Origin of the sequence: Latilactobacillus graminis DSM 20719 (genome assembly GCF_001436415.1) — a bacterium.
Lineage (GTDB): Bacteria > Bacillota > Bacilli > Lactobacillales > Lactobacillaceae > Latilactobacillus > Latilactobacillus graminis.
The window spans coordinates 1-19,472 of the sequence record NZ_AYZB01000007.1 but is presented as its reverse complement, the minus strand read 5'-3'; the positions used below and the strand labels follow the sequence as shown (position 1 = coordinate 19,472).

The window sequence follows — 19,472 nt, the reverse complement described above, 5'->3', positions numbered from 1 at the left end:
ATACAAAAATCCCTCCATAATTATCAAATGAAATTATATTATTTCATCTGACAACCTTAAAGGGATTATTACAATAACAAAATTCGTTGTTTAATCGTGTTTTTTTATTTTTTCAATTGTCGACGTTTAGCTAGTCTTTCATTCATTCGGCGTACATCAATCCAATTGCTAATTTGCAGGCCCAGCCAAACAAGACCGTAAATTAGCGTTACGAACGATAAATGACGCACTGGATGCGCTATAAAAATAGACAACCAGCCATTATAGGCACCCGCTATTCCTACTAGCAATAAGACACCACAGTAATGGGCAACTAGCGCTAATATAAAAGGTGTTTTCTCGCTTTCAAAAATCATTGATAAAATCCCAATCAAGGCACTCATAACCCAATTGCTTAGAATATTAGCGCGCGTTATTGTAATCGTTGGGCCAAGACTCATGACGACCGCTAAAAAAGTCAACGAACCAATCAATAACCCAATTCCCGCACTTTTTAAACTTTTTTTCAGCATCCTTTTCACATCCTTAATTGTTGTCGCAACTCTGGTAAGTATTTACGACTCACAGTCAACTTTAACTGATTTGATAAAAAGGCCGTCATGCTACCAGAAAAGGCAGCCTCTAACGATTGGAGATGGTTCAAATTAATCGCGGACCCTTTTGCAATTTGAATGAAATCTTGTTGGTTTAATTTGCCGAGTATCTTCTTCAAAACACCCCGAATTTTATAGGTCGCTTCAATCGTGTAGAGCGTCACATCAGTACCGTAGACCTCTAGTGCAATAATATCGGTAATTGGCACTAACACGACCCGTTCATCAACTGTAATCGGATAAACATCAACTGATTGCTGGCGGGCTTCTAGTGCTTGAATCAACTCGATAACTGTCTGCGAAAGGTGAGCAGCTTGAACTGTCACTCGGATATCATCATCTGCCAATTGCTCATTTTGTTCAAAATTGACCTTCAAGTCACCCACCACCTTTTAATTGTCTATTATACCTTATTGATTGCTTTGCGACGACTGCTCTTGGCAAATATCAGTGTGAGCACCCCAAAAATAACACTAAATCCCACTAAGATTAAGGCATTTTCTTGCCAGCTGGTTAAATACTGCAACTGAATCCCGATGCCTAATGTCTGTTCAAACTGATGGCGCAATTGAGGAACCTGTTTAAAAGTCGTTTTTAGTTGATCAGCCATCAATACTTGGCGATAGATAGCCGCATTATATGGAAACGGCGTAATTTTCATTAAATTTTGAGCAGCTACCGGAACGGCCCCAATCGGTAAGTAAACCCCCGCAAAAAAGCCGGCAGACGTCCCTAAAATAGTGCCAATTTTTCCTAGAGAATCCAGATTTGTGACAAACGATAAGATCAGTAGGTTAAAAGTCGTCCAGACAATGCTACTCAACAATATTATACCCATAACAGGTAAGATTGCTGCTGGCGATAACACGAATTGATCCGTGAGATTAAAATAACCAACCATTGCTACAAACATAATCAACTGCATCAAAGTGCCAATGATCATGGCACTCACTAAGTAACTGAACTGAATGCCGATGAAGGACATATCAGTTAATACTAGATCGGCCAGTGTCCCCAATTCGCGATCGACAATCATCCGGTTCAAGCCATTAGCGGTTGTGGTGACTGCCGTCACAGTTAACGTCCCACCGATTAACCAGGGATCAAGTAGCTTCTGTGGGGCCGCTAATTGTGACCAACTGGCTAGCATATTATTCTTCAAAAAAACGAGGTATAATACAAACGTAATTAACGCGCCCAACAGTGAAAAGAACACTCCACTCTTATTATCGAAATAAAGCGCTAGGTGTCGTTTAACTAAAGCCATCATTAGCGAATCTCCTTTCCTGTTAGTGCCATGAAAATGTCATCCATATTTCCTTGGCGAAATTCAAAATGGGTAACCACTGACCGTACTTTTGTTAATAAGGCGATTGCCTGTTGATCATCGGGCAGCGCAATCTGTAATTGGTGGTTAGTTTGCAAGACGCGCCATTCTGGTGCTAATTGGGACAAGACAACTTCGGGATAATCGGTTTCAATCATCAACTGACTTTGTGCATAAGTTACTTGCAGCTGCTCAACCGTATCAGCCGCAATAATCTGGCCATGATCGATGACATATACAAAATCAGCTTCAGCCGACTCTTCTAAATAATGCGTCGTCAAAATAATCGTTAAGCCCTGTTGCTGACGTAATTGGTTTAAAGTCTGCCAGATAACGGTCCTCGTCTGAATGTCCAACCCAGTAGACGGTTCATCCAAGAAGAGTAATTTAGGTTGATGAATCAACGCACGGGTAATATCAACTCGCCGGCGCTGACCTCCCGATAGTGTCCCGTAGGTTTGCTTCAGAATCGACGTTAAACCAAAAGCGGTAATCAATTCACTTTCAGGTGTTAAAGTTACGCCTTGGTACATATCAGCACGACTTTTGAGATTTTGCCAAACTGTCAACTGATTATCCAAGACACTTTTTTGAAAAACAACGCCAATTTGCTTTTGATATTGGCGATTATCTGGCTTGAAGCCTGCCATCTCAATTGTCCCGGCAGTCGGTGCGATCGTACCCGTTAATAAATTAATCGTTGTTGATTTACCCGCGCCATTGGGTCCCAAGAAAGCCACTAGCTGGCCGGCTTGAACCGTTAAATCAATCTGCTTAACAGCCGTTTTAGCGTCAAATTTTTTTGTAATACCTGTTGCTGTCAGTAATATCATCGCTACAGCCTCCTTATCAATCACCTCAGTTTACTGGCAAAGTGGCTGGCTTGTCCCATACTTCTAGACAAGTGGTCTGAATACTGCGATAGGTTGTTATATTTAAGGTATGACAAGTTTTAAAATTAATCCGAACAAAAAAACTCAAAGCAATCAAGTACGAGTTTAATCCCAAAGTGGTTACTAATTTACATTGTTTTTTGATTACTAAAAGGAGGACATTTATAGACAAGAGATGACAAAACTAAAGCAAGATCTTCATTTAACAAGGATGAAACTAGCTGTTTCAAAAAAACTAGAGGCCTTTGCGATACTAAACAAGCAAATAAAGAATTAGCTAATGTCGTGCAATCGTTAAGACATAAATATTCTTTAGAAGACTTACTTAGCTATGTAAATTTTAAATAGAAAGACTTTTTTATTATCACTTACATAAGAAACAATAATCACAAACCAAGAGAAAGTCCAAATAATAACTGGATTAAGGCGTAAATTATAGATCAAATTAGTGACCGTATGTCCAGCAGTAGCTATCACAATGCGTGTAAAAGAGAATATCAACAGAACTCTGAAGATCTAATCGCAGATATTAGAGCGATTCGCAAAGCACATTCAGATTATGGCTATCGTCCCGTAACAATTGAATTAAACAAAAGGGTCTAAGCAATCCAACTTACCGAGGTCCAAATTCCTGAAAAAAGTAATATGCCAACCAAATCAACAAACGGCTATGTTTATAATAAACATAGCCGTTTGTCGATTTTTGTGACACATAAACCATACTAGCCACTGCTAACAAAATTCGTTACGTTAAATGTATGATTTTTTGCGACCTGTATCGCAAATACGCAGTCTCATAAAATTTGGCAAACTTGCTTTTTTGCTAGGCATGTTCTAGAATTGACACTAATAAATGGCTAGTCACAAAAAAGGAATAATTCTGTTCACTCTAAATATAAGTAAATCTAGAGAATTATTCCAAGAATGTCATTCAATATACAATAAAATTCAATCATGAAATGGAGTCTATTATGCGCATTGATACTAGCGAATATCCCACCGGTGAAAACGCCGTTCATCCTAAAAAAGTTAAACGCTTAAAATTACTTAGTAAAGTTGCAACAATCACCTGTATTGCGATGTATGTTTCTTATATTCCACAAATTATCGCTAATTTTTCAGGATCACCAGTCTCGCCCCTACAGCCCTTAGTCGCAACAATCAATGGGTGTCTATGGACCGCTTATGGCTGGAACAAAACCTATAAAGATTGGCCAGTTATTATTTCTAACGTCCCTGGTGTTATTTTTGGGCTAATCACCGTGATAACGGTTTATATCCACTAAAATTGTTGGTTAAAGCCACGATTTGAGTCAACTAATTTTTGATAAATAACAGAGAAGCAATCCATCATAAGTTGCTTCTCTGTTATTTTTTTGTCCCTTTACCCAGACATAAAAAGCCAAGGGGATGCCTTCTTTTATCGAAAGAAGACCACCTTGGCTTCACTTTGAAGTACCAACTATGTGCTTAGTCGGCCTTAAGTTTGTTATTTTGCTGCTCGTTTAACGTATGTGCCTTCTTGGGTATTGATTTCAAGTACTTCGTCCGCACTGATGAAATCAGGGACACTAACGACTAAGCCAGTTTCCATGGTTGCTGGTTTACCAGAACCGGTTACCGTGGCCCCCTTGATAGAAGGTTGTGTTTCAACAACACGTAAATTAACAGTTGTTGGTAAAGTGATACCAATCACTTCTGAACCATAAAATTGAATCTTGCAGTTCATGTTTTCTAGTAAATATTTTAATTCCGCTTCAATCGCTGATGTTTGAATTTCATATTGCTCATATGTTTCAAGATCCATGAAAAATGCCACGTTATCTTGGGTATACAAGTATTGAACGTCTTTTGTATCAACCATCGCTTGTTCCACTTTAACTTCAGGCCGCATTGTCGTTTCAACAATTGATCCTGTTCGTAAATCACGTAATTTAACGCGCATCACAGTGTTACCTTTACCTGGTTTATGATGATTTGCTTCCAAAACTTTAATTAATTTACCGTCTTGTTCAAACGTCATTCCTGCTCTGAGGTTTACTGCTTCAATCATGACTTGATCTCCTTTATTTAAAAAAATATTCATCTCTAACTGTAACAAATGAAAGCCGTTTAATCCAGCCCTCCTGTGGTAGTTATCCTATTTAATGTCGAGTTTATGAATCTTATCCGTTGGTTGTGGCTCATAATGTTGGTACATCTTCGTAATAGCCACTTTAGGTAAGCCTGATTCACTAATATAAATATTAGGTTTGAGGTATTTCTTATTTTGCATATCTTTTAAGTGATAATATTGAATCACTTGTTTCTGATGGCCAGTCGGTGCTTCATCTTGACCATAGAATTGAATCTTGGCCAATGGTAAGCTAATCGTTGCATTATTAATCTTGAAATAAGCAACATCCCGATTGCTTCCAAGATACGTCATCTTTTGTTGTTTATCAGCTTGATAGAATTGCTCAATTTGCTTCATGCTGTGATTATCGACCAGTCGGACAATCGATTGATCACCTTTGAAAAGGTGTAAGCCATCTAGCGACTGGCGCACGTTTTGAGCACTCAACATCAACCAAACGATCACCAACATACTGATAAAGTACACAATGTGTAAGCTAAGACTGCTAGCAGCGTGATTCAAACTAAAGGTGTAGCTATCCTCTAGCTCCTTATTCATAATTTGGCGCCGAATGCGCATTGCAATAATCTTATACGATAGGTACCACACTACAAGCGCGACTAAAGTTGCCCCAAAAGCTGTCAAAATTGTATTTTTTAGAATTTCTGAATCTGTCAATAATGGACTAAAGCCGCTCACGAGTTTAATTGTGAGCGCGCCAAGAATTAGAATCACAACCATTTGTAGTACAAAAAAACGGGTCCGGATACTTTTGCTAATCTTCGTGGCTGTTACCACTTTCGTATTATCTCCCATACCATAAATCCTCCCTTGTTAACCTACTTACCATTTTAGCATAACGTTTCCATCAAGTTGATTAAAAGTCCCTCGTTGTCTTATTTTTTACAAAGGCATCTTTCTTCAAAGGTGTCTGTTCAATATGATAAGGTGAAGTTAATCAAACGGAGGTGTCGATATGTTATATCCAGAAAGTTTAACTCAATTACTCGCTGACTCAAATCAGCCGGTTATCTCGTTATTCATTAACTTAGAGACTGGCGGACAAGCTATTAATGCAAACAAAATTAAGCTCAATAGTTATTCGAAGCAAATCCGTGAACAGTTAACCACCGACTATCCTGAAGAAAAAACCTTACTCAACCAACTTGAGGACTTACTAAGTACTGCTCCCCAAGAATTAGCACATATGCAGTCAGTTGCGTTTTACATCACAGCTGCTGGCCACTACAGCCAACCACTTCATTATCCAATCACGACTGAATATTTTCTAATTGCTGATCAACCCGACTTGCGCCCGCTCAGTTCGGAATTAAGTCTGAGTCTGAACGGGACCATTCTCTGTCTCAACAAGACTACTTTTAGTTTGAAATCCATTCAACAAAATGTCATTCGGGACTATCCTTTACCTAAAGACGCCCCAACAACCATTGAAATTGGGATTGGAACAGAGCGTAAAGGCGAAGTCGTCCAAGGCTTTTCAAGTCCCACCCACAGTTTTGTTGTAAAGGAAAATGAACAACTTATCGATCAAACTAACTATTTCCGCGTAATTGGCCGCTATCTTGATGACCTGCTACCTGAAAAAGCACCAATTTACGTGGTCACATTACCCGGTAACTTAAATCTCTTCAAGGAACTCGTCGTTAATCCAAACTACCGGATGGATCAAGCCATCCAAACTTCCCCCGATTCTCTTTCAGATGATGACTTACTCGACAAGTTGCTCACAAATGCGCGGCATGAACTCCGCCAGAAAGCGCTCGGCTTAGCAGAACGGGCAGCCAGTGCGTATCATGGTGATTCAAACCTCGGTGAGCCTGAGATTATTCTTTCGCGCATTAACAATCGTCAACTAACAGCACTCATTATCCCGACTGCACTTGCACCATCAGCAACCATCAGCGCCGATCAAATTGTGGATCTCAATCATATGATGATTGCGGCCATCCAAACTGGCCTGCCATTCTACCCAGTACCAGTTGAAAATATTCCGACAGGACTGGTGGCGATGGGAATCTAACATTTGTACACGCGCTAAAAAGACACTGACCGAAACAAGTCAGTGTCTTTTTAATTATGCATTAGCTTTTAAGTCAAACTGATAAACTTCATTTTGTTTCATTTGCGTCGCTTGGCCATTTAAGATGATTGTCCCACCATCTCGATTGGCGCTAACGGTCAACTGACCATTAGCCACTTTTAGTTGTACTTCCCCGTCTTTAACTGGTAAGTGGCAGTCAAGTTGTTTGAAGTAGTCGAGTTGTGGTGCCAGCTCAAAAGTTGCATAGCCCGGTTTTGTTGGTCTCAACCCCATAAAGTAGCGGCCTAATAAATAAATTGGGCTGGCCCCCCAAGCATGACATAAACTCTTACCATATGGGTCCCCGTACATTGCATAGTGCTCAGCACCTTGATCAGCAGGATTATATTCTTCCCAGAATGTAACTGCATCATGTTCAAGCATCCCACCCCAATAGTCTCGAATGATACCGTAGACTTGGTCTAAAAAACCGACTTTACATAGAGCATCTGCTTCAAAGAACTTGAAGTATGGTGTTGTGATCTGCGTAATGGCATCATTTAATAACACCGTCTTTGCTAATTGACGTTGTGTCTTAACATCAACAAAATCGAATAAGATTGCAAAAATATTCACGTGCCGGGTTACATGTTCTCGCCCTGATTCATAACTATCGATAAATGCGTGTTGCTTATCCGACCAGAAATAATGCATAATTGCCGTTTTCAATGTGGCTTGTCGGGCACGGTAAGCACTGACATCAACGCCGATTGCTTCACCACAAATAATCATCGCTTCATATGCTTTCCACAATAAAATCTGTTCTGCCCCAAGGGGTCCTTGGTGGTCGAATTCAGACCAGTCGATAAAAATCCAATCTTTTTCACGACCATAAACAAAGCCATTTTGATCAATCTGCGTCTCAAACAAGCCCATCATCGATTCCATTTTGCCATAAATGGATGCAACAAAATCTCGATCGGCACTCATTATATAATGATTCTCAACACCAATCAGCCACAATAGTGAATAATCGACAATTGTATTGAGATGCTGTTTCAAGTCATTCTGACCACGCAATGCTAATAACGTGCGCCGATTAATATCCTCGTCAAACATCAAATATTGATTAATTAAGTAACATTGATAGGCATCCCCAGACCAAATCCATCGATCACGCTTAATTCCGTCTGTGAAGAACAGGTTACTACACAATTTGAAAGTTGTTTCTGAGACTTGCCAGATTCGATTCATTAACTGGTCATCTGAATTAAACTGAGCGCGTTTCGGATAGGCAAAATATTCATGATCAGCAGTAATAGCAACTTGTTCTGGCATCACGTTGGGCACAAAAAGATAGCGAAAGGCCCGTTTACGAACTGGGGTTGTTTCAGTGACCGCTTCTTGTTTGTAATAGCACATTTCAACATCTAAAGCTTCTGTTTTGGACTCACCATAACAAAGGGTCACCGCTGCAATATCGGTTAAACGTACTTGGACTACACCGTTGATGGCTCGTTTAAAATCATACAATACGCCACCATTCACAACCTCAACGACTGCCGGTTGATACTGCTGGTGTTGATAGTACACTTGGTTCGGATCTTGTAACAACTGCGTATAGCGCGCACTAAACCCGACTGGATGTGTTTCTAAAAAATTAGAAGCTTGCCAATCTGCGGTCGTCTTAATCACATCACTATCAATATACACACAAGGCAAACCACTCGGATGACCGACAAATACTTCGATCGTTGTTGTTCCCGGTTGCAGGGTAATCTCCGTTTCAAATGGCGCCTTATGTTCATTAACGAGTACGTAACCTTGACCCTTGGCATGGACTTTAAAGGTCGTTGGTGCAGTCAATTCATAAGTTTTCTTGAACGACACATTTCGGTGACAATCATCCATGTACCAATAAGCTGGCCAATCAAAGCCGCGTTCTTCTCGGGTAAAATTTTGTAGCATCCCTTGATGAATTTCAAAATCGCCAGGATACCATAACCAATAGACTTGTTCGCTTACCATTTTCTTCATCCATTTCTATTTAGATTCGCTTGTTGGATCACTAATCTGATAACGTTTAATCAATTGCGTAATAAAGATTGCACAACCGCCATAGATCACAACGCAACCGGCTAAGACCCACATCAATAATTGGGGTGAGTAGCCCATTAAGGTAGGTGTAATCAGCGAAAAACCGGCCGTCAAAATCCGGACAATGCCGTACGAAAACCCGGTCAAGGAAGCCCTTGCATTTGAAGGATAAAAAGATTGACTCCAGATTTTATAAAGTGGTTCACCGCATAAAACTGTCGTTGTAGAATAAATGACATAGGCTACCGTGAAGACAAGCCATACATCGCTATAAATTCCCGCAAAGATAAACACAGTTAGCGCGGCCACTAATCCAACATACATAATATGATAACGATGCTTTGAATCAGAAACGCGAATATACCAGACATTGACCGCAAAACAAGCTACATTTGCAATTAATGCGATTAAAGTCGCAAACGATTGTGTCCGATGAGCAGAAACCACTAAAAAGTAATTAACGAATGAGCCCCAGGTATTGGCTGGTAAATTCCAAAAGAGGTAAAACCCAGTTAAAGCCACAATTGTAACTAAATACTGCTTTGATTTTAACAGCTGTCTTACCGAAACCTTTGGTTGTTCAACATTATGATCATTGGGATCGCCTTTTTGAACTAACTGATCTTCGATTTGTTTGAATCGCCCCGAAAAAACACGTACTGCCCAATCGACAATCGCCACAACGGCAATCCAACCAAAGATAATTTGCGGTGCTTTGGTGGCCATACTAGCGGTTAAGAACCCGACAAACTGCGAAATCAGAATTCCAGCGGTCCAAAAGAGTTGCGTCGCAGAAATCGCCTTCCCGTAGTCCTTTTTAGACACGCGTTCCGAAATTACGGCTAGCGAAGTTGGTAAATCGGCACCAGATGCTAATCCCGCAATGATAATGCCAACAAAAAGCCATGTAATATTCTGTGCTAGTGCAATCACCAAGGCACCAATAGCGACAAATAAAATATCAATATTAAAAATTGTAACCCGGCCAAATCGATCAGCTAACCAACCGCCCCCAAAAGACCCACAAGCCACTGCCACCGTAAGTGCCGTACTAATTGCTCCAACCATCAGTGGATTCAGTTGAAAAGCCTTTGTCCACAAAGGAAGCGCCACCCCTGCACTCACTAGTAATGCCGCGTCGAGGTAGGATGCAATCCCTGCCACTAAAATCAAAATGACGGTGTGGCGATTCTGCTGTTTAACCATTTTACCTCCATCCTTTCTAGTCATGGTACTTATAGGTATTTCTGAATTAAATATGCTGGTGTACAGCTCCACGCATGACAATAACTACTAATAATCGGGCTCCCATATGGTGAGAAATCAGGATCTTCCGGTTTGAAAGCTTCCCAGAATGTATCCGCACCTAAATCGACCATCTTACCCCAATAATCTTTCATCAATTGCACCGCAGCCTTGGTCTGTCCTGCTTCAAACAGTGCCTCGACCACGTGGTGATACATATACGGGGTTGCAATCCCAGTAATCGGGAATAGTTGAGCCACCATTTTTTGCATCATTAAGGCATTTTGATTGTCATCTAAGACATGGGCTAACACCATCCATACTTGGCTGGCAACGTTAATTTCACGGTCTTCACCCGATACAAAGAGCTGTTGTTGATCATCAAATAACGTTTCTCGCGCATAGCGTGTCATTTGCGCCAATAGCGTTTCATACTCAACCACGGCTTCATCATTCACCAAATGCGCCAATGTTATAAACTGTTTCAAAGTATAGATAAAAATCGCTTGACCAGCTGTCTCTTTATTGAAATCGTTCGACCAGTCAACAAAAACGGGCCAAGCATCATCTAATCTTAATGCACCCTGTGGATCAACCTTCTGAGCTGCGACTTGTATTTGTTTCTTAGCAATCCCGTATAAATCATCTAACACTGCTCGATCGTTAGTCTGTGCTTGATAGTCCGCTAGAATTGAAACAAAGAATAAACTATAGTCGAATAAGAACGTATCATCTGGCGTTAACTGTGGGGCTGTGAAAACGTTCGCCGGAATCTTCCCATCAGTGGTGGTCATCCCACCAAAGAGATATAAACACCGTTTAACCAATTCACGTTGATCAAAAGTCGCATAGTTAGCCAATGCTTGTAACCGCAAATCACCAATCCATAAACGACGATCGCGTTTCGGGCCATCTTCAAAAACGGTCTGCATACAATCTTGTAAGGTTTTAACACTAATATCATAAATTTTTTGTAGCTGTGGATCTGCTAATTGAACAGTTGGGGCATCTGTTGCTTCCACCGCACTCTCCGCTACTACTTGCGGCTTGCTAAATACCGTCTGCCATTTTGGAGAAGTATCTAGCACCTTTAATTCGACATATCGAAAACTATAACGACGTGGTAATTCAAGATGTGTCGGTAATGTATCTAAATGGATATATTCTTCTTGAATCCATGCCTTACTCAACCAACCGTCGTATTCAGCAGAATCGGCGGCAATTTCAGCCGGAATTTCAGCGAACTTCAACCGTAGATATAATGGCGCATCCATCGGTGAGCCAACCGAATCAATGTCGATAGAAAAATGCCCCACCTGATGATCGCCGAAATCTAAAACCAAACTGCCATCACGCCCCTGTGGATAATCGGTTAATCGAGCAACATCCTGCTCATTATCCACAGCTACGTAACCATTTAAGCCTGCTTCATCAGCCACAATATCGACTAACCGGGTTGGTTGAATCACACGTTGTTTTAGGACTGGTCGATTGGCTTCGGCTTTTGCTAACAATCTTTCGTCATGGTTAAAAACCACGTCATCATTAATTTGAAATGTAAATGCCATGTGTATTTTCCTCGCTATCCAAAAGAAGTTTCCGACAACCTAATTCTCCAAGTCGAATCATTATGGCGGAAACTATAATTTTTTATAATTGATCTTCAGTACGATATTTCTTCTGTAGACGCATCATTACTAGCCCTGCGATGAAGCTAACTACCACGATTCCTGCAAAACCAAACATTGTTGTTTTGATATGTTCCGGTAAGACTAAGATTGGTGTAATGAAGGCGAATAAGCCACAACAAATCCGGGAAAAGCCGTTGATAAACCCTTGTAATGATGCCCGCGTTTCAACCGGAAATGATTCTTGTGTCCAAACTTTATAGATGGCTTCGCCAGCAACTGGATTACCAACATTGTAACAAGCAATGGCTGCCACAATTGGCCATAGACCGCTATTACTAATCGCCAAACCAATCATTGCAATAAATTGGACTAGCACCCCAATCACGAATGCTTTATTCCGATACTTACCACCAGCAACTGACGCGAAAATCATCGTAGTAATTAATGAAATAACGTTTAGCACAATTCCAGCCCCAGTTGCAAAGCTTTGCGTTGCATGCGCTTTAACCAATGTAAAGGTTTGGAATTGGCCCCAAGTATTAGCCAATAAATTCCAGCAAACATAAAAAATCAAAATTGCAAAAAAGAAGCCCAGGTACTTCTGCTTTTCTTTACCAAATAACACACTCATAACAGAAACCGTTTTACCATCGCCTTGTTCCTTACGCGAAGCTTGGCGCGCATTGCCTTCATCATGAAATTGCTTGAATTTCGCTGAAAATGTCCGCCATAACCACGTGATAAAAGCAAAAGCCGCTAAGATGGCAAACACAATCCGTGCGCCGGTTGCACCGGCCATGCTGGAAACAATAAATGAACAGATATATGAAATAAACACCCCAACTTGCCAAAAAATTTGCGTTGATGAAACCAGGCTCGCAGATGTCGATTCATCTGGTGCATCATGTGATACCACCGTTAAGCTAATCGGCAAGTCCGCCCCCGAAGCCAATCCCATAATAATAACGCCGGCTAATAAGAGTCCAAAACTATTCGAAAAAATGCAAAGAACGGCACCAATCGCGTAAATCAAATTTAACCAATTAAACGCTTTAATTAAACCAACCATTTTTGAAATCTGACCTGCCAAAAGCGATCCAATTGCTATTGCAAACGTCAACGCACCAGAAATAATCCCGACTTGTCCATTCGTTAACCCTAATCCGTTTTGCCAAACGGTGATGGTTGCTGACAAACCAACAATCACCCCTGACCCTAACATCGAGCCAATTCCGGCCGCAGTTGCAAGTGGTGAGTACTGTTTTACTAATGCTTTTTCTGAACTAACCGCTGTGCTCATATATTGTCACTCTCCCATTGATATAATAGCTGTTGTTTTCTACCCTCTAATATTAACCGTTTACAGATAACGGTTTCAATATCCTGAAGCTAGCACCTTTATATCAAATCTACAGATAATACTATTTATTTTTCATTGTTATTTAACGAATTATCTAGACATCGTTTAATTAACACGTTATATTAATGTTAAATTTACAGATAAATTAAAAGGGGGGGGGATTGAGATGATTTCATTAAACAACCGTTTGCATACAGTTAGTCCCATTGAACAATTGCAAAAAGACAGTGGGCAAAATATCAATGATATGCATTTAGACTACGCCGCTGCTAATATTCCACAAATGCCCCAAGCCACTTTCTTTAAAGAGGGCAATATTTTCGTCAATAAACACCATCGTTTTTCCTATATGCCAGCACATACGCATAACTTTGTTGAATTTAACTATATGTATTCTGGTGGCTGTACTCAATATATCAACGACGAAAAAATTACCCTCCACGAGCACGAAATTATTTTGATGGATAAAGATATCATTCAAAAAATTGATTACGTCGGTGAAAACGATATTTTAATTAATATTTTAGTCCAAGATAACGCCTTACTAACCGAGGTCCTCAATAATCTTGCTCAATCCGATGATATCGTGACGAAGTTCATCATGAACGCCTCACGAGTTGATGCAGTTCATAATAATTTTATTATCTTTAATATTCACGATAATCCCGTTGCCATTCGGATTATCGAGAGCTTAATTTTGAAAAGTTTCAGCCATGATAGAGCTAAGAATCATTCGTTGAACCTTTTATTATCGCTACTATTGACCGAGCTATCTAATGCCATCGAGCTCGCATCTAATAACTTAGCGGATACTCAAGATGGTTTACTGCAAATGCTAAAATATATCAACGATCACTATACCGATACCTCTTTAGCAAAATTAGGTCAGCATTTTGGTTATAACAAAAACTACGTTGGCAATAAAATTAAAGCCGCTACTGGCCAATCTTTCCAAGAATTAGTCGACAAAAAAAGGCTTGCCACCGTTAAGAGCCTGTTGGTGGAAACCCAATATTCTATCGCTGAAATCACTGAAATTGTTGGCTATAAAAGTACACCGTCCCTCTTTAAACTATTCATGAAATACATGGCGATGACGCCCAACGAATTTCGTGAACAGCATCATCATTAATTAAAGCACGTGCCAATACAGTAACGTATATTCAAGCGTTGTTGTACTGGTCCGTGTTTTTTGAGTTGCAAATACTTGATCTAGGTAAGCTGCCAGTTGGGCTGTTGGTAATTCTTCGTAATAGGCCTCCAAAAAAGGCCTATCGAATGTTTCGCCTGTCTGATATTGAAAAACTTGTTGACCAACCTGGTAGCCCGCATTTTTTAACAAATTTCCGACAGATGCGATAATTTCCGGTGCAGTATTGGGATCTTGTTGCTCAATCCCAAAATAACGTTCAAGGGGGGTGAACAAGTCATCCTCGTTTTTAGTGAGCCGTAAAAATGCACACCACTGGCGGCTCTTCTCGGTAATCGTCAGTAATGCTTGATTGGCTTGAATCGCCGGATTTAACGCCATCCAAATTAAATCATACGTTCTAGGCGCTGTCTGCTCAGCAAATGTCGTAACCGATTGCTGTTGATAAGTAATCCGTTGATCTGGTACATACCGTTTGGCCTCTTGTTTGGCGTAATGTAGCATTTGTGCCGAAATATCGATAATCGTATAAGCTTGACTATTTTGTGCCAGTGATGGCAAATAACGGCCACTACCACCGCCTAAATCGGCCACGTTCTTAGTAGGTAGTATTTGATGGACCTGTAAAAAAGCCACAACGTCAGTGACAACCGGCACCTGTGACTCTTGTTGAATCTGATAGTATTCCGCTGCAAAATCATCCCAAAAAGCTGCGACTTCCTTATCCACAATCTATCCTCCACTTAAACTTTATTTTCTCAGCTTAGCATATAAAAAAGATGCCGACAAAATAAATTGTCGCCATCTTTTTGAAACGTACTTTTGTGATTTCGAACCGACAATTAACAAATCGGGTTTAACCTTGGGAATCACATCTTCGATAATCACTTCGCCTGGTTCGCCTTCTGCGATTACTGTTCGCACATGATTCACACCGCGCACATAGGCTTGATCTTGATATTCCCGTAGGTGGTTTTCAAGATCCTCATACTGACCGTGGATAAAATCCTTGTTCAGTGCTTGATAAACATTCATTTCATCGTTTTCCAATACTGAAACAATCACTAATTCTAAATCCTCACGTTTAGCCCGTTCAATCGCATAATCAAACGCTAATAACGCATCCGCTGAATCATCGACGCCAACTAAAATCCGCTTAATTTCTAAAACTGACATGTGACCAACCTCCAATTAATTTTCAGTTGCTAATTGCTGTTCAAACCGCTTATTGCCTTTATACAATTCAATAATCATCCAAACCAATAATGCCATCACACCAGCAATCAATCCATATGCAATGTCGTCAGCTGTAACTAATTGTGCAGCGCTTGCGTGATCACCATAGAAAGCTTCGATTTGACCGGGTAAGCCGATCATATTTAAGTAAGTTAAGCCAATCACAGATAACCAGCCTAGTCCTCTAATCAGCCAACTGTTTTTGAAGCGATCACCCATTTCAACCTGGCTGTCGGTAAACATCAGTAGTGGCAGCATTGAAAATGGTAAGGCAAACGCTAAGAAAACTTGGGAGTTATTCATCAAGGTATTGAGCGCCTCATGCTCTTCTAAGGCTGGTTTATTGCTAGTCATCATGACGCAGATTAACACCGGAATCACTGATAATAATCGGGTTACCAAACGCCGCAACCACAATGGCATTCTCAAGTGAATGAACCCTTCCATGATGACTTGGCCAGTTAACGTCCCAGTAATCGTCGAATTTTGTCCAGAAGCAAGTAATGCAACGGCAAATAACGTTGATAAGATCCCGGTCCGGGCAACACTCGCAAGAATCCCATTACTCATTGTCGATGTATCTGACAAAGCTTCAAATAACCCGAAGAATGATGGGTCTTTCACTGCTCCTGTTTTGAAAACCGCAACTCCCATAATTAATAGCAAAGCATTAACGAAAAATGCCATTGTAAGTTGGATATTGGAATCCCACGTCGCAAAACGCACCGTTTGTGCAACTTGCGCTTCGTTGTGACGATCAATCTTCCGCGTTTGCGAAATTGCAGAATGCAGATATAGATTATGCGGCATAACAGTTGCCCCAATAATTCCTAATGCACCGGTCAATGGTGTTAAACCACCAACCGCTGGACCAGTAGCGAAAGTCTTAGCAGTAGGCACTAACCCAATAATAACCCCTGACCAATCTGGATTTGATAGCGCTACTTCATAAGCGAAAACCACAAAAATCACGACAATTAATGCGACAACAATTGCTTCAATCTTACGAAAGCCAATTTTCGTTAAAAGTAATAATAACATGACATCTAAAATGGTAATGAACACGGCAATCAGCAGTGGAATCTTAAATAATAAATACAACGCAATTGCCGCCCCAATTACTTCGGCAATATCAGTTGCCATAATCGCTAATTCTGTCAAAATCCACAAGACAATGCCCAACGGTTTACTTGTTCTTGCGCGAATTGCTTGCGCTAAATCCATTTGAGTTACAATGCCTAGTTTAGCCGCCATATATTGTAGTAACATCGCGATTAAACTAGACACCAAAATCACGGACATTAGTAGATATTGAAAACTCTGACCACCAGTAATTGACGTTGACCAATTCCCTGGATCCATATACCCAACTGCCACCAACGCGCCCGGTCCTGAATACGCCAATAACATCTTCCAAAAGCCCTTGCCCTCTGGTACTTCGACTGTCCCATTAATTTCTGCCAATGATGGGCCGTTTGCGTACTCAATTAGTCTGTGTTTCTTGATCTTTTTTTGTTGATTCATTCTTTCCACTCCTTTTTTGATCTTGATCACAGTCTTATTGTACGCCGTTTTAGCTAAATGTAAATAAAAAGTTAGCACTGCCTAACTTTTTATTTACATTTATACATCAACTATTATTTAACACAAAAAAATACCACCAAAATTACTTTCAGCGGTACATTTAATTAATATTTTTAATCATCGATTTCTTTTTCAATTAAAGCGCCCGTTTCAGCGTCTAATTTTACTTGCATAATTTGTCGCTTGTGCTTGCCATTAATTTCCCAAATTGCGCGACCATCATCTTTTTCCAATGACCATTTTACAATTGTCCCGGAAAAATAGCGCTGTGCTTTTTGCATTGCTTGTTTAACTGAAATTAATTGATCAAATATCAGCCGTTTTTGCTGTCGCTCTCGCCCATTTTGTTCATCGGTATCAAGTGTTTCTTTACCTAATTGACTTACTGTCCCATTGTTCGCATCGACATGCATGTGCAACTCCTCGTTATCACTCATTCCTGTTAATTCATAAAAAGTATGTCGCCCAAATTGTTTCAGTTCAACTTCTGTTAAATCTGAATTAGGATACTGTTTCTGGTAAAGGGCACCAGCCTTTTCAAGAGTAATCTTAGGCTTTTGTAACGCTTGATTAGTCGTTGTTTCCGTTTTGGGAGCTTGGGTAGTTACATCTTTTGATTGATTCGCTGTACACCCGGTTAACAGACCTAACGTTAATAAACTAGTAATGAGTATTGTTGTGCGCATCCGATCTACCTCGCTTCAATTTGATACTTAATGATACCATCTAGCTTATCAAATTAAAAAGAAAAACCATTGCTAAAATAACGTAGTTCCCACTTTCAGTAAGAGGCTTAGGCCATATACGATAATGATTATAGCACTGACCAAATTAACGCCCATTAAAAACTTAGGTGATACTTTCTTACGAAAGAGACTGAAAATAATCGCAATGCTAAAAAACCATGTTGCCGAAGCCGATACAACGCCAATAATGAACGGAATCGCTTCACTATTAGACATCCCACCTCTAAGAGCCCCTAACATTAACGTTCCATCAATTAAGGCTTGTGGATTGCCCCAGACAGCCACAAAAGCGGTTAGAATTACTTTTCTCAGCGCCATTGGTTCTAAGGCACCAAATGTGATAGTACTACGGGCACTTTTTAAAATCGTATAACCAATCCACAGAATTAGAATGCCTCCCACGCCCATGATGGCCAACCGGATTGCATCGTTTTGTAAGATTAGCGCCCCAATTCCATAGAATGCCACAAGTGAAAAAAGCGCATCAAAGACCCAAATAAATAAACTATTAAAAACCGCCCGACGCGTAGTATTCGACATTGCATTATTGAAAACAAAAATATTTTGCATACCAATCGGTGCAACAAACGCAAACCCAATTAAAATCCCCTTTAAGAAGAACATGTGTTAACCTCCTTGGTAAGTTGTTCTTAAGCGTAACATATCTGCGCTAAAATTTCCCGTCTGGATATAATTGTAAAATAATTATCGCTATCACCCAAAATAATGCTGACAAAATCAATGTCGGTCCCCCATCGTCCCAAACGTCCTTCAAAAGCCTTAAATACTGCATTTGATTGTTTTATGAAAGTCTTCAGTTTACAAGTGCGATCAATCACCATTGATCATGGCAAAGAATTTTAAAACTACCAAGCACTTACGGATAAATATAACGTACCGGTTTATTCCTGCCATGCCGATTACTATAAGCGCATAGCAGGGATGAGTATTTTAATCGTAGATTACACTGGTTCTTTCCAAAACGCACAAACTTCAGTTAAATTACTGAAATCACTAGACATAATTATTAATCGCGCATTAAAAATCAACCAGCTACAAACTGCTATTGAAAAATTCCGAATTTGTTCGAATTAAACCTATAATTTGCCCCAAAAAAAGTAGGCTTAATAAGCCTACTTTCCCTAATCTAAAAATAAAATTGTCATTACTAGCGATTAATGGTCCCTACAGCAATTACTTGTTGGTCCTGATCTAGAGCTGAAACTTTAATTGTATGTTTACCTAGCTTAACGGCATAATAAAAATCATTTGAAACATTTGCTTCAAATTGGCCATCCTTGGTAGTAAATGTTTCTGAGAACGTTTGTCCGTCCACTGTTACAGTGTAGCTTGCTGCACCACTAACACTGTTACCACTTAGTTTGCCTTGCACTGAATCATATGCTAAGGATTTAATGGGCGCTGTTGTATCACTGTGATCTTCATTAAATTG

The 19,472-nt window shown here is 40.1% G+C and carries 19 protein-coding genes; 3 read left to right on the top strand and 16 right to left on the bottom strand.

The genetic code is table 11. The annotated features are described in order from the left end of the window. Nucleotides 1–104: 104 nt before the first annotated feature. From FC90_RS03685 to FC90_RS03670, 4 genes are read right to left on the bottom strand one after another with little or no spacing between them, the layout of a single operon-like run. Entirely contained in the window at nt 105–512 is a 408-nt protein-coding gene (locus tag FC90_RS03685; protein WP_057907962.1) for a DUF3021 domain-containing protein, read from the bottom strand. A 5-nt stretch (nt 513–517) separates the two neighbouring features. Beyond that, on the bottom strand, nt 518–979 hold the full coding sequence (locus FC90_RS03680; RefSeq protein ID WP_235804312.1) for a LytTR family DNA-binding domain-containing protein: 462 nt from the start codon (nt 977–979) through the stop codon (nt 518–520). A 17-nt stretch (nt 980–996) separates the two neighbouring features. Then, entirely contained in the window at nt 997–1,863 is an 867-nt protein-coding gene (locus tag FC90_RS03675; RefSeq protein WP_057907960.1) for an ABC transporter permease, read from the bottom strand. Then, a complete protein-coding gene (locus FC90_RS03670; RefSeq protein ID WP_057907959.1) occupies nt 1,863–2,753 on the bottom strand; it encodes an ABC transporter ATP-binding protein in 891 nt (296 codons plus the stop codon). The genes FC90_RS03675 and FC90_RS03670 overlap by 1 nt, the downstream gene beginning before the upstream one ends. Nucleotides 2,754–3,784: 1,031 nt before the next feature. On the opposite strand from FC90_RS03670, the gene FC90_RS03665 reads away from it, so the two are divergent. Continuing rightward, a complete protein-coding gene (locus FC90_RS03665; RefSeq protein ID WP_057907958.1) occupies nt 3,785–4,099 on the top strand; it encodes a SemiSWEET family transporter in 315 nt (104 codons plus the stop codon). Between the two features lie 203 nt (nt 4,100–4,302). Here the strand turns inward: FC90_RS03665 and efp are convergent, their stop codons facing one another. Further along, nucleotides 4,303–4,866 carry an elongation factor P gene (efp, locus tag FC90_RS03660; protein WP_057907963.1) on the bottom strand — a complete coding sequence of 188 codons (564 nt, stop codon included), beginning with the start codon at nt 4,864–4,866 and terminating at the stop codon, nt 4,303–4,305. Between the two features lie 87 nt (nt 4,867–4,953). Continuing rightward, entirely contained in the window at nt 4,954–5,745 is a 792-nt protein-coding gene (locus tag FC90_RS03655; protein WP_057907957.1) for a hypothetical protein, read from the bottom strand. A 160-nt stretch (nt 5,746–5,905) separates the two neighbouring features. Between FC90_RS03655 and FC90_RS03650 the strand changes: the two genes are divergently transcribed. Then, on the top strand, nt 5,906–6,970 hold the full coding sequence (locus FC90_RS03650) for a baeRF6 domain-containing protein (protein ID WP_057907956.1): 1,065 nt from the start codon (nt 5,906–5,908) through the stop codon (nt 6,968–6,970). Between the two features lie 54 nt (nt 6,971–7,024). Here FC90_RS03650 and FC90_RS03645 read toward each other — a convergent pair whose 3' ends face one another. The 4 genes from FC90_RS03645 to FC90_RS03630 all read right to left on the bottom strand — a co-directional run bounded on the left by FC90_RS03645 (nt 7,025) and on the right by FC90_RS03630 (nt 13,243). Beyond that, nucleotides 7,025–8,998, bottom strand: coding sequence for an alpha-L-rhamnosidase-related protein (locus FC90_RS03645; protein ID WP_057907955.1), 1,974 nt, complete (start codon nt 8,996–8,998; stop codon nt 7,025–7,027). 15 nt (nt 8,999–9,013) lie between these two features. Next, nucleotides 9,014–10,273 (bottom strand): MFS transporter, encoded by a 1,260-nt coding sequence (locus FC90_RS03640; RefSeq protein ID WP_057907954.1) that lies wholly within the window; start codon nt 10,271–10,273, stop codon nt 9,014–9,016. A 29-nt stretch (nt 10,274–10,302) separates the two neighbouring features. After that, the gene (locus FC90_RS03635) at nt 10,303–11,880 is read right to left on the bottom strand and encodes an alpha-L-rhamnosidase-related protein (RefSeq protein ID WP_057907953.1); all 1,578 of its coding nucleotides are present in this window, start codon (nt 11,878–11,880) and stop codon (nt 10,303–10,305) included. Nucleotides 11,881–11,962: 82 nt separating this feature from the next. Then, the gene (locus tag FC90_RS03630; protein ID WP_057907952.1) at nt 11,963–13,243 is read right to left on the bottom strand and encodes an MFS transporter; all 1,281 of its coding nucleotides are present in this window, start codon (nt 13,241–13,243) and stop codon (nt 11,963–11,965) included. Between the two features lie 226 nt (nt 13,244–13,469). On the opposite strand from FC90_RS03630, the gene FC90_RS03625 reads away from it, so the two are divergent. Continuing rightward, on the top strand, nt 13,470–14,435 hold the full coding sequence (locus FC90_RS03625) for an AraC family transcriptional regulator (protein ID WP_057907951.1): 966 nt from the start codon (nt 13,470–13,472) through the stop codon (nt 14,433–14,435). Here the strand turns inward: FC90_RS03625 and FC90_RS03620 are convergent, their stop codons facing one another. The 6 genes from FC90_RS03620 to FC90_RS09265 form a co-directional block, all read right to left on the bottom strand. Beyond that, nucleotides 14,436–15,182, bottom strand: a complete 747-nt coding sequence (locus tag FC90_RS03620; protein WP_057907950.1) for a class I SAM-dependent methyltransferase — start codon at nt 15,180–15,182, stop codon at nt 14,436–14,438. 21 nt (nt 15,183–15,203) lie between these two features. After that, nucleotides 15,204–15,629 (bottom strand): universal stress protein, encoded by a 426-nt coding sequence (locus FC90_RS03615; RefSeq protein WP_057907949.1) that lies wholly within the window; start codon nt 15,627–15,629, stop codon nt 15,204–15,206. 15 nt (nt 15,630–15,644) lie between these two features. Further along, nucleotides 15,645–17,213 (bottom strand): Nramp family divalent metal transporter, encoded by a 1,569-nt coding sequence (locus FC90_RS03610; protein ID WP_057907948.1) that lies wholly within the window; start codon nt 17,211–17,213, stop codon nt 15,645–15,647. 173 nt (nt 17,214–17,386) lie between these two features. Next, complete coding sequence (locus FC90_RS03605; RefSeq protein ID WP_057907947.1) at nt 17,387–17,959, bottom strand: PepSY domain-containing protein; 573 nt, start codon at nt 17,957–17,959, stop codon at nt 17,387–17,389. A 72-nt stretch (nt 17,960–18,031) separates the two neighbouring features. Continuing rightward, nucleotides 18,032–18,643 (bottom strand): LysE/ArgO family amino acid transporter, encoded by a 612-nt coding sequence (locus FC90_RS03600; RefSeq protein ID WP_057907946.1) that lies wholly within the window; start codon nt 18,641–18,643, stop codon nt 18,032–18,034. Between the two features lie 544 nt (nt 18,644–19,187). Then, nucleotides 19,188–19,472: hypothetical protein (locus FC90_RS09265; protein WP_420843269.1), on the bottom strand; the 285-nt coding region annotated here is incomplete at its 5' end.

Excerpts from the sequence above, each read along its gene's own strand:
- FC90_RS03685 (WP_057907962.1), bottom strand. The coding sequence starts at position 512 with ATGCTGAAAAAAAGTTTAAAAAGTGCGGGAATTGGGTTATTGATTGGT.
- FC90_RS03675 (WP_057907960.1), bottom strand. The coding sequence starts at position 1,863 with ATGATGGCTTTAGTTAAACGACACCTAGCGCTTTATTTCGATAATAAG.
- FC90_RS03670 (WP_057907959.1), bottom strand. The coding sequence starts at position 2,753 with ATGATATTACTGACAGCAACAGGTATTACAAAAAAATTTGACGCTAAA.
- FC90_RS03665 (WP_057907958.1), top strand. The coding sequence starts at position 3,785 with ATGCGCATTGATACTAGCGAATATCCCACCGGTGAAAACGCCGTTCAT.
- efp (WP_057907963.1), bottom strand. The coding sequence starts at position 4,866 with ATGATTGAAGCAGTAAACCTCAGAGCAGGAATGACGTTTGAACAAGAC.
- FC90_RS03655 (WP_057907957.1), bottom strand. The coding sequence starts at position 5,745 with ATGGGAGATAATACGAAAGTGGTAACAGCCACGAAGATTAGCAAAAGT.
- FC90_RS03650 (WP_057907956.1), top strand. The coding sequence starts at position 5,906 with ATGTTATATCCAGAAAGTTTAACTCAATTACTCGCTGACTCAAATCAG.
- FC90_RS03645 (WP_057907955.1), bottom strand. The coding sequence starts at position 8,998 with ATGGTAAGCGAACAAGTCTATTGGTTATGGTATCCTGGCGATTTTGAA.
- FC90_RS03640 (WP_057907954.1), bottom strand. The coding sequence starts at position 10,273 with ATGGTTAAACAGCAGAATCGCCACACCGTCATTTTGATTTTAGTGGCA.
- FC90_RS03635 (WP_057907953.1), bottom strand. The coding sequence starts at position 11,880 with ATGGCATTTACATTTCAAATTAATGATGACGTGGTTTTTAACCATGAC.
- FC90_RS03630 (WP_057907952.1), bottom strand. The coding sequence starts at position 13,243 with ATGAGCACAGCGGTTAGTTCAGAAAAAGCATTAGTAAAACAGTACTCA.
- FC90_RS03625 (WP_057907951.1), top strand. The coding sequence starts at position 13,470 with ATGATTTCATTAAACAACCGTTTGCATACAGTTAGTCCCATTGAACAA.
- FC90_RS03615 (WP_057907949.1), bottom strand. The coding sequence starts at position 15,629 with ATGTCAGTTTTAGAAATTAAGCGGATTTTAGTTGGCGTCGATGATTCA.
- FC90_RS03610 (WP_057907948.1), bottom strand. The coding sequence starts at position 17,213 with ATGAATCAACAAAAAAAGATCAAGAAACACAGACTAATTGAGTACGCA.
- FC90_RS03605 (WP_057907947.1), bottom strand. The coding sequence starts at position 17,959 with ATGCGCACAACAATACTCATTACTAGTTTATTAACGTTAGGTCTGTTA.
- FC90_RS03600 (WP_057907946.1), bottom strand. The coding sequence starts at position 18,643 with ATGTTCTTCTTAAAGGGGATTTTAATTGGGTTTGCGTTTGTTGCACCG.